General features: G+C 73.8%; 9 protein-coding genes. 7 read left to right on the forward strand and 2 right to left on the reverse strand.

What is annotated here, in order from left to right:
• Window positions 1–85 precede the first annotated feature (85 nt).
• The gene (locus tag ACFXAM_RS23480; protein WP_380294184.1) at window positions 86–1,729 is read right to left on the reverse strand and encodes a hypothetical protein; all 1,644 of its coding nucleotides are present in this window, start codon (window positions 1,727–1,729) and stop codon (window positions 86–88) included.
• Between the two features lie 186 nt (window positions 1,730–1,915).
• Here ACFXAM_RS23480 and ACFXAM_RS23485 point away from each other — a divergent pair, with 186 nt between their 5' ends.
• A complete protein-coding gene (locus tag ACFXAM_RS23485) occupies window positions 1,916–2,341 on the forward strand; it encodes a thiol-disulfide oxidoreductase DCC family protein (RefSeq protein WP_380294185.1) in 426 nt (141 codons plus the stop codon).
• A gap of 36 nt (window positions 2,342–2,377) precedes the next feature.
• Here ACFXAM_RS23485 and ACFXAM_RS23490 read toward each other — a convergent pair whose 3' ends face one another.
• Entirely contained in the window at window positions 2,378–4,432 is a 2,055-nt protein-coding gene (locus ACFXAM_RS23490; RefSeq protein ID WP_380294186.1) for an elongation factor G-like protein EF-G2, read from the reverse strand.
• 215 nt (window positions 4,433–4,647) lie between these two features.
• Between ACFXAM_RS23490 and pgsA the strand changes: the two genes are divergently transcribed.
• The 6 genes from pgsA to pdxS all read left to right on the forward strand — a co-directional run bounded on the left by pgsA (window position 4,648) and on the right by pdxS (window position 9,694).
• Complete coding sequence (gene pgsA, locus ACFXAM_RS23495) at window positions 4,648–5,295, forward strand: phosphatidylinositol phosphate synthase (RefSeq protein WP_380294187.1); 648 nt, start codon at window positions 4,648–4,650, stop codon at window positions 5,293–5,295.
• Window positions 5,292–6,335 (forward strand): phosphatidylinositol mannoside acyltransferase, encoded by a 1,044-nt coding sequence (locus ACFXAM_RS23500; protein WP_380294206.1) that lies wholly within the window; start codon window positions 5,292–5,294, stop codon window positions 6,333–6,335. The genes pgsA and ACFXAM_RS23500 overlap by 4 nt, the downstream gene beginning before the upstream one ends.
• Before the next feature lie 82 nt (window positions 6,336–6,417).
• A complete protein-coding gene (locus ACFXAM_RS23505; RefSeq protein ID WP_380294188.1) occupies window positions 6,418–7,599 on the forward strand; it encodes a glycosyltransferase family 4 protein in 1,182 nt (393 codons plus the stop codon).
• 75 nt (window positions 7,600–7,674) lie between these two features.
• A complete protein-coding gene (locus ACFXAM_RS23510; protein ID WP_380294189.1) occupies window positions 7,675–8,043 on the forward strand; it encodes a 5-carboxymethyl-2-hydroxymuconate Delta-isomerase in 369 nt (122 codons plus the stop codon).
• 74 nt (window positions 8,044–8,117) lie between these two features.
• Window positions 8,118–8,618, forward strand: coding sequence for a hypothetical protein (locus ACFXAM_RS23515; RefSeq protein WP_380294207.1), 501 nt, complete (start codon window positions 8,118–8,120; stop codon window positions 8,616–8,618).
• Between the two features lie 164 nt (window positions 8,619–8,782).
• The gene (pdxS, locus tag ACFXAM_RS23520; protein ID WP_350545123.1) at window positions 8,783–9,694 is read left to right on the forward strand and encodes a pyridoxal 5'-phosphate synthase lyase subunit PdxS; all 912 of its coding nucleotides are present in this window, start codon (window positions 8,783–8,785) and stop codon (window positions 9,692–9,694) included.
• Window positions 9,695–9,803: the final 109 nt, after the last annotated feature.

A 9,803-nucleotide genomic window follows, 5' to 3' on the forward strand; every position in this document is an offset into this window, starting at 1 on the left:
CGACGCCGGCCCGCTGGACTCCCCCGTCCGGCTCGCGGGCCCCCCGGCCACCACCTGGGCGCCGGGGGCCCTGCGTCGTGTCCGGTCAGGCGTCGTACTGGTCGACCTTGAACGGGCGGCTGCCCTGGGCCTCGGCCTTGAGGCCGGCCGCGCGGCCCTTGAAGGCGCGCTCGGTGTCGAGGTCGTGCTCGGCGAGGAACTCCAGGGTGGCGGTGTGCACGGCGCCGAGCACCGGGTGGGAGGCGTTGAGCGCGTTGTCCGCCATGGTGCGGGTGCCCCAGGGCGCTCCGGCCCAGGTGTGCCGGAAGCCGAAGGGCTCGGGCAGGCCGAGGCCGCCGCCGAGCCAGGAGAGCAGGCCGGGCATCCGGTGGAAGGGGGCGCGGACGGCCTGCCGGACGACCTCGTCGTTGTCGATCAGCCGGAGCTTGACCGTGCGCTCCTCCCAGAACCGGAAGGTCTTGGCGACGGACTTCTCCTTGTCCTTGGGCTTGTCGCCGAAGAAGCCGTCGATGGGGCCGAGGGCGTAGCCGGCGACGGTGATGTTGAGGGTGTTCGCGAGCAGCACCACGGTGACGGTGAAGGTCAGGACGAGCTTCCCGTCGTGGGTGATGAACTGGGTGGCGAGGTAGTGCCGGGGCCCGCCGGAGAAGGTCTGCTTGTCGGCGATGGCCTGGACGGCGAAGTCGCGCATGTGGTCGCCGTCCATGTCGGCGTTGCCGGGGCGGCTGATCTCGTCGGCGCTCTCGCCGACCTCCAGGACGACCCACTGCTTGACCTGGACGCCGGGCATGCCGCTGTTGGCGACCTCGCTGATGCCGAGCGACTTGAGGTGGCCGGAGATCTTGCGGACGAGGTCCCAGGGGTGGAACTGGCGGAAATCGATCTGGCCCTCGGCGGGGCGCAGGGTGTCGATGAGCTTCCACTCGCCCCAGCGGCGGCCGGCGCCGAGGATGCCCTTGGCCCCGGCGTAGTGCTGGACGTTGGTCTCCTGCTCGGAGTCCAGCCGGCCGAGCTTGGCGCGCAGGTCGGCGGCCTTCTTGTCGAGGTCGTCGCGGGGGACGGCCATCGGGACGGTGGCGGCGACGGCGTTGCCCTCGGCCAGCGAGAGCCAGCGGGCACGCAGGTCGGCGGCGGTGCGCTCGACGATGCGCCGGGCCAGGAACCAGCCGATGACCGGCGCGAGCAGCACGATCCGCAGGTAGAGGCCGAGGATGCCGCCGGCCGGGGGCTTGATGGCGAGCAGCGCGGCGAGGCCGACGACGAGGGCGAGCACGACGGCGCCGTACGCGGTGGCGTTCTTGGGGTTGTCGCGCCGCAGCCAGGCGCGCAGCTGGAACGCGCCGAGCCACACCAGCGTGCCGGGCAGGCAGAGCAGCCCGGTGACGACGGAGACGGTGGACAGCTGCCGGTCGCGGGTGCGGCGGATCTCCTCGGCGGCCAGGCAGTGCTCGACGATCTGGCGGGTGTCGAGGCCGAAGGAGGGGACCAGCGGCTTGCGGTCGCCACCGAGGGTGCGGGAGATGAGCGCCTTGCTCCAGGCCTCGCCGAAGTTGGGCGCGAAGAGGGCGAAGCGGCCCTTCTTGGCGGTGGTCCCGGCGAGTTTGGCGGCGCCGTCCTCCAGCGTGATGTCGCGGTACGCCACCGAGGAGATCGCCTGGGTGCCGGCGGTCTGCGGGCCGGCGTCGGTCCGGGGTATCTGCGCACCCGGGGTCATGTCGAGTGTGGTCACGGTGGCGGTCCCCTCCTCCCCTTCGTCCTGCGGCAGGTTACCGTGCCGGGGCACCGGCGCGGGCATGATCGTCTGAAGTGCCGTCACGAACGGGCCACGGTGGGCCTGTGGGGCATGATGCCCACGTTCCGGCTGTTCGACGCGCCCCGGTGCGGCCGTCGGGGCGCGATGGTGCACGATGGCGGCATGACGAGCGGTGGGCTGACGGATCCGGTGCTGGTGTTCGACGGGGACTGCGGGTTCTGCACCACGTGTGCGACCTGGGCGGAGCGCTATCCGCGGCAGACGCTGGCGTCGGGGGGCTGGGAGGCGGTGCCGTTCCAGTTCGCGGACCTGGCGGAGCTGGACGCGGTGGCCGGGGGGCGCGGCGAGGTGACCCGGGAGCGCGCGGAGCGCGAGGTGCTGTGGGTGACGCCGGGCGGCCGGGTGTACGGCGGGGCGCAGGCGGTGGCACGGCTGCTGATGCGTTCGGGCGGGGTGTGGGCGTACCTGGGCGGGGTGCTGGCGACGGCGCCGGTGCGGCCGGTGGCGGCGGTGGTGTACCGGTGGGTGGCGCACAACCGGCACCGGATGCCGGGCGGGACGCCGGCCTGCGCGCTGCCGCGGCGGTGAACGGCCGGCCCTCCGGAGGGTGAAGCGGCCGGGGCGTCAGTCCTGGCGGGTGAAGCGGTCGGCGAGGGCGGCGGGCATGGGTTCGTGGCGCAGGTGGGCGCGGCTGAACTCGGCGGTGCCGTGGGTGAGGGAGCGCAGGTCGAGGGGGTAGCGGGCGAGTTCGAGCTCGGGGACCTCGGCGCGCAGCAGGGTGAGGCCGGGGCCGCCGGTCTCGGTGCCGAGGACGCGCCCGCGGCGGGCGGAGAGGTCGCCGAGGACGGCGCCGAGGTAGTCGTCGGGCAGCAGGACGCCGACGGCGGCGACGGGTTCGAGCAGCCGGATGACGGCGTGTTCGGCGGCGTCGCGCAGGGCGAGGGCGGCGGCGGTCTGGAAGGCGGAGTCGGAGGAGTCGACGGAGTGCGCCTTGCCGTCGGTGAGGGTGACGCGGATGTCGACGAGCGGGTGGCCGGTGGCGACGCCCTTGGCGAGTTGGGCGCGGACGCCCTTCTCGACGGAGGGGATGAAGTGCTTGGGGACGGAGCCGCCGACGACGTGTTCCTGGAACTCGAAGCCGGAGCCGGCGGGGAGGGGTTCGACCTCAAGGTCGCAGATGGCGTACTGGCCGTGGCCGCCGGACTGCTTGACGAGGCGCCCGTGGCCGGCGGCGGCGGTGCCGAAGGTCTCGCGCAGGGCGACCCGGTGCTCGACGGTGTCGACGTGGACGCCGTGGCGGTTGCGGAGCCGGTCGAGGACGGCTTCGGCGTGGGCCTCGCCGGTGCACCAGAGGACGAGCTGGTGGGTGTCGGGGTTCTGTTCGAGGCGTAGGGCGGGGTCCTCGGCGGCGAGCCGGGACAGGGCCTGGGAGAGCTTGTCGTCGTCGGCCTTGCTGTGCGCCTCGACGGCGACGGGCAGCAGGGGTTCGGGCAGGGTCCAGGTGTCGAGTTCGGCGGTGTGGCCGGGTTCCTGGACGGTGTCGCCGGCGCGGGCGGTGGTGAGCTTGGCGGCGCAGACGAGGTCGCCGGCGACGGCGTGCGGAACGGGTCGCTGGAGCTTGCCGAAGGGGCTGGTGAGGCCGGTGACGCGTTCCTCGGCGTCCTGGTCGGCGGGGTGGCGGGGGCCGGTGAGGCGGATGCGGGTGTCGGGGCGCAGGGTGCCGGCGTAGAGGCGCAGCAGGCTGACGCGCCCGACGTAGGCGTCGCCGGTGACCCGGACGACCTGGGCGGCGAGGGGGGCGTCGGGGTCGCAGTCGGGGGCGGGGCGGGTGCGTTCGGCGGGGGTGGGGAAGGTGGTGGTGATGAGGTCGAGGAGTTCGGTGGCGCCGAGGCCGTGTTCGCTGGTGGGGACGGCGGGGTGCAGGGTGCAGGCGAGGACCTCGCGGCGCATGCCGGCTTCGAGGGAGTCGGTGTCGGGGGTCTCGCCGGTGAGGTACTGCTCCATGAGGGTGTCGTCCTGGCCGGAGATGGCTTCGACGAGGCTCTCGCGGGCGGGGGCGGTGTCGGGCAGGGGGTCGGCCTCGCCGTAGGTGTGGCCGGTGAGGAGGTCGACGCTGCCGTCGGGCCGGCCGTCGTGGTGGACGGGCAGGAAGAGCGGCCGCAGGGTGTCGGGGCCGAGGCCGAAGGCGTCGTGGCAGGCGGTGAGGATGTCGTCGAGGCTGCCGCGGGCGATGTCGAGCTTGGCGACGGCGATGGCGCGGGGGATGTTCTCGGCGGCGCACTCGCGCCACAGGGCACGGGTGGGGGCGGTGACCGGGTCGGTGGCGGAGACGACGAAGACGGCGGCGTCGGCGGCGTGCAGGGCGGCGCGCAGCTCGGCGGCGAAGTCGGGGTGGCCGGGCGGGTCGATCAGGTTGATCTTGGTGCCGCGCCATTCGAGCGGGAGCACGGAGAGCTGGACGGAGCGTTGCTGCTGGTGCTCGATGGGCTCGTGGTCGGAGACGGTGGTGCCGTCGGTGACCCGGCCGGGGCGGCCGACGGCGCCGGCGGCGTGGGCGAGCGACTCGGCGAGGGTGGTCTTGCCCACGCCGGCGCAGCCGATGAGGACGACGTTGCGCAGGTCGCCCGGTCCGGCGACGGCGGGGGCCTGGCCGGCTCTGGCGGTGCTGCGGTCGGGCATCGGGGTCTCCTCCCGTCGCGCCGAGGCTGTCGGTGAAAGTCTAGGGGCGGGGGCTGCGGGGGGCGCGCGAGCGGCATGCGGGGGTGGTGCGCGCGCGGGGGAGGTCGGCGGGCGTGGCTACGATGGGTGGGCCGGATGGGCTGATCCATCGGGTCGTCTGCCGCGCACTCCGGCCGCAGGCGGGTACCAGGCAGATCGGAGCGGTCGGGAAGGCCATGCTCAACAAATACGCGCGTGCCTTCTTCACACGTGTCCTGACCCCGTTCGCCGCGTTCCTCATCCGTCTGGGTGTGAGTCCGGACACCGTGACGCTGGTCGGTACGGCCGGTTCGGTGGCCGGTGCGCTGGTGTTCTTCCCGCGCGGGGAGTTCTTCTGGGGCACCATCACGATCACGCTGTTCATCTTCTCGGACCTGGTGGACGGGAACATGGCGCGGCAGCTGGGGCGGTCCACGAAGTGGGGAGCGTTCCTGGACTCGACGCTGGACCGGGTCGCGGACGCGGCGATCTTCGGCGGCATCGCCCTGTGGTACGCCGGCAAGGGCGACAACGACCTGCTGTGCGCGGTGGCGGTGTTCTGCCTGGCGAGCGGGCTGGTGGTGTCGTACACCAAGGCGCGGGCGGAGAGCCAGGGGCTGCCGTGCGACGTGTCGGGGCTGGTGGAGCGGGCCGAGCGGCTGGTGATCAGCCTGGTGGCGGCCGGTGTGGCGGGTCTGCACACGTTCGGGGTGCCGTACGTGGAGTGGCTGCTGCCGGTGGCGCTGTGGCTGGTGGCGGCCGGCAGCCTGGTGACGGTGTTCCAGCGGATGCTGCAGGTGCGCCGTGAGGCGTTCGAGGCGGACCGCATGGCGGCCGGAAGCTGAGAGGGGGCGGTCCCGCGGTGAAGGACCGAGTGGTGGACCGGCTGGTGTACACGGCGTACGCGGCGGGCTGGGGGGCGCTCAAGCACCTGCCCGAGCCGGCGGCGCGGGCGCTGTTCGACCGGCTGGCGGATTCGGCGTGGCGGCGGCGCGGCAAGCGGGTGCTCCAGCTGGAGGCGAACCTGCTGCGGGTGTGCCCGGAGGCGGACGAGGCCCGGCTGCGGGAGCTGTCCCGGGCGGGGATGCGCTCGTACATGCGGTACTGGCAGGAGTCGTTCCGGCTGCCCGTGTGGGGCCGCGGGCGGGTGCTGCGGGACGTGCAGGTGGACGGCTTCGAGCACGTGCAGGCGGCGATGGAGGCCGGGCGGGGCGCGGTGGTCGCGCTGCCGCACATGGGCAACTGGGACCTGGCGGGCGCCTGGGTGGCGACCCGGGGGTACCCGTTCACGACGGTGGCGGAGCGGTTGGAGCCGGAGCGGCTGTTCGACCGGTTCGTGGCGTTCCGGGAGAGCCTGGGCATGGAGGTGCTGGCGCTGACCGGCGGCTCGGTGAGCGTCGTCGGCACGCTGGCGCGGCGGCTGCGGGCGGGCAGGCTGGTCTGCCTGGTGGGGGACCGGGACCTCTCGGAGGCGGGCATCGAGGTGTCGTTCTTCGGTGAGGCCACGCGGATGCCGGCCGGTCCGGCGGCGCTGTGCCAGCGGACCGGGGCGGCGCTGCTGCCGGTGTCCCTCTGGTACGAGGGGCGGACCATGCGCGGGCGGGTGCACCCGGAGGTCGTGGTGCCGGCGGAGGGCGACCGGGCGGAGAAGACCCGGGCGATGACGCAGGCGATGGCCGCGGTGTGGGAGGCGGCGATCCGGGAGCACCCGGAGGACTGGCACATGCTGCAGCGCTTCTGGCTGGCCGACCTCCCGGTCCGTGAGACGGTGGAGCCGGGGGCGGACCGGGCCGCGGCAACCGCCCGTCCGGCCGTCCGGGAGCCCGCCGTCCGGCCGGCGGCGGAGGCGGCCGGGGAGCCGGCGGCCGAGGCCTCGGGAGCCTGAGCACCGACGGACCCCGGGACCTCCCGGGAGCGCCGTCGTACCCGCACCGCACCGCACCGCCCGCAGGATTTCGAGGAGACCCGTGAAGATCGGCATCGTCTGCCCCTACGACTGGGACGTCCCCGGCGGCGTGCAGTTCCACATCCGGGACCTCGCCGAGCACCTGATCGGCCTGGGCCACGAGGTGTCGGTGCTGGCGCCGGCCGAGGACGACGAGGCGCTGCCGCCGTACGTGGTGTCGGCCGGGCGGGCGGTGGCGGTGCCGTACAACGGCTCGGTGGCGCGGCTGAGCTTCGGGATCCTGTCGGCGGCCCGGGTGCGGCGGTGGCTGCACGAGGGGCGGTTCGACATCCTGCACGTGCACGAGCCGGCCTCGCCGAGCCTGTCGATGCTGGCGGCGTGGTCGGCGTCGGGCCCGATGGTGGGCACCTTCCACACCTCGAACCCGCGCTCGCGGGCGATGATCGCGGCCTCGCCGATCCTGCAGCCGGGGCTGGAGAAGATGCGGGCGCGGATCGCGGTGAGCGAGTACGCGCGGCGCACCCTGGTGGAGCACCTGGGCGGGGACGCGGTGGTGATCCCCAACGGCGTGGACGTGGGGTTCTTCGCGCAGGCCGAGCCGGACGAGCGGTGGACCGGCGGGGCGGCCGAGGGGCGGCCGGGGACGATCGGCTTCATCGGCCGGATCAACGAGCCGCGCAAGGGCCTGCCGACGCTGCTGGCGGCGCTGCCGCGGATCCTCGCGCAGCGGCCGGGGGTGCGGCTGCTGGTGGCGGGCAAGGGCGACGAGGAGGAGGCGGTCGCCGGGCTCGCGCCGGAGGTCCGCGCGCAGGTGGAGTTCCTCGGCATGGTGAGCGACCGGGACAAGGCCCGGTTGCTGCGCAGCGTGGACCTCTACGTGGCGCCGAACACCGGCGGCGAGAGCTTCGGGATCATCCTGGTCGAGGCGATGTCGGCGGGCGCGCCGGTGCTGGCGAGCGACCTGGACGCGTTCAAGCAGGTGCTGGACGGCGGGGACGCGGGCGAGCTGTTCCCGGTGGAGGACGCGGACGCGCTGGCGCGGACGGCGCTGCGCCTGCTGGGCGACCCGGCGCGGCTGGAGGAGCTGCGCAAGGCGGCGTCGCGGCACGTGCGGCGGTTCGACTGGTCGACGGTGGGCGCGGACATCCTGGCCGTGTACGAGACGGTGACGGCCGGGGAGGCCGCGGTGGTGGAGGACGAGCGCAGCGGGCGGCGCGGCCGGTTCGGGCTGGCCCGGGACTGACCGGGGCGGGGCGCCGAGGTTAGGGTTCGGACGGTTTCCCGTCCGCAGTTCCCGTTCCCGTCCCTGGAGGGCCCGATGCCGCAGATCTCCGTCGACTACTCCCCGAGCCTGGCCGGCTCCTTCGACCGCCGCGAGCTGGGCGCGGCGATCAACCGGCTGGCGGTGGAGACCGTCGCCGCCGCGCCCGAGGGCTGCAAGACGGTCTTCCGGGCGACCGACCCGGAGGTCGTGGTGGGCTTCGGGGAGCGCGCCGAGGCGCAGCTGTTCGTGCAGTTCCAGATCTTCCCGGGCCGCAGTCCGGAGGCGAAGGCGGCGCTCACCGAGGGGGTGCTGGCGCTGCTGGCGGAGCGGGTGAAGCCGGCGCCGGGGGAGCGGCTGCACCTGGCCGTGGACGTGCGCGACATCGACCGCGAGGCCTACCGGAACACCGCGATCGAGGGGTGAACCGGGGGCACCCGGTAGCGTAGCGCCCCGTGACTACCTGGATCTGGGCCGGCGTGGCCGTGGTGCTGTTCGGCATGTACCTGAGCTGGACGGCCGGAAGGCTGGACCGGCTGCATGCCCGGATCGACGCCGCCCGTGCGGCGCTGGACGCGCAGCTGGTCCGCCGGGCGTCGGTGGCCATGGAGCTGGCGACGTCCTCGTTGCTGGACCCGGCGGCGTCGCTGCTGCTGCTGGACGCGGCGCACGCGGCGCGGCAGGCGGAGGACGAGCAGCGCGAGGTGGCGGAGAGCCAGCTGAGCCTCGCGCTGCGGGCGGTGTTCGCCGAGCCGGAGCAGGTGGCGGCGCTGGTGGCGGAGCCGGGCGGCGAGGACGCGGTGCGGGACCTGACGGCGGCGGTGCGGCGGGTGCCGATGGCGCGGCGGTTCCACAACGACGCGGTGCGGGCGGCGCGGGCGGTGCGCGAGCACCGGCTGGTGCGCTATTTCCGGCTGGCGGGCAAGGCGCCGTTCCCGATGGCCTTCGAGATGGACGACGCGCCGCCGCCGGCGCTCACCCCGCAGGGCGCTCCGGCGTAGCCCGACCGGTCGCGGCCCGGTCCCACCTGGGCCGATGGGGGTCCGGATACGGCCTCTTTGTCGTATCCCGCCGGACCGGCTGGACTTGGTGGCGCATGGAGGGGCGGTACCTTCCGCCTACCATAGGGCGATAGCACTGGTTCATTCTTCGAGTGAGGTCTCACGTGTCCACCACCCCCACCACCGCAGACCAGCCGCAGATCGGCACCGCCCGGGTGAAGCGCGGCATGGCCGAGCAGCTCAAGGGCGGTGTGATCATGGACGTGGTCAACGCCGAGCAGGCCAAGATCGCCGAGGACGCCGGCGCTGTGGCCGTCATGGCCCTGGAGCGGGTGCCGGCCGACATCCGCAAGGACGGCGGCGTGGCGCGCATGTCGGACCCGAACATGATCGAGGAGATCATCGGCGCGGTCTCGATCCCGGTCATGGCGAAGTCCCGGATCGGCCACTTCGTCGAGGCCCAGGTCCTGCAGTCGCTGGGTGTCGACTACATCGACGAGTCCGAGGTCCTGACCCCGGCCGACGAGGTCAACCACTCCGACAAGTGGGCGTTCACCACCCCCTTCGTCTGCGGTGCCACCAACCTGGGCGAGGCGCTGCGCCGCATCGCCGAGGGTGCGGCCATGATCCGCTCCAAGGGCGAGGCCGGCACCGGCAACGTCGTCGAGGCGGTCCGCCACCTGCGCCAGATCAAGAACGAGATCGGCCACCTGCGCGCCCTGGACCACAACGAGCTGTTCGCCGCCGCCAAGGAGCTGCGCGCCCCGTACGAGCTGGTCAAGGAGGTCGCCGAGCTCGGCAAGCTGCCGGTCGTGCTGTTCTCCGCCGGTGGCGTGGCCACCCCGGCCGACGCCGCGCTGATGCGCCAGCTGGGTGCCGAGGGCGTCTTCGTCGGCTCGGGCATCTTCAAGTCGGGCGACCCGGCCAAGCGTGCCGCCGCGATCGTCAAGGCCACCACCTTCTTCGACGACCCGAAGATCATCGCCGACGCCTCCCGCAACCTGGGCGAGGCCATGGTCGGCATCAACTGCGACACCCTGCCGGAGAGCGAGCGGTACGCCAACCGCGGCTGGTAATGCGCCCCGGACGGCCCGCCGCGCGGTGATCACCGGCGCGGCGGGCCGCCCCGCGTCGTCCGTTCGACAGACAACAGGGACGAGAACTGTACACACCATTAATCCGCGA

The sequence above is a fragment of the Kitasatospora sp. NPDC059462 genome, assembly GCF_042749955.1.
In the GTDB taxonomy this organism is placed as follows: domain Bacteria; phylum Actinomycetota; class Actinomycetes; order Streptomycetales; family Streptomycetaceae; genus Kitasatospora.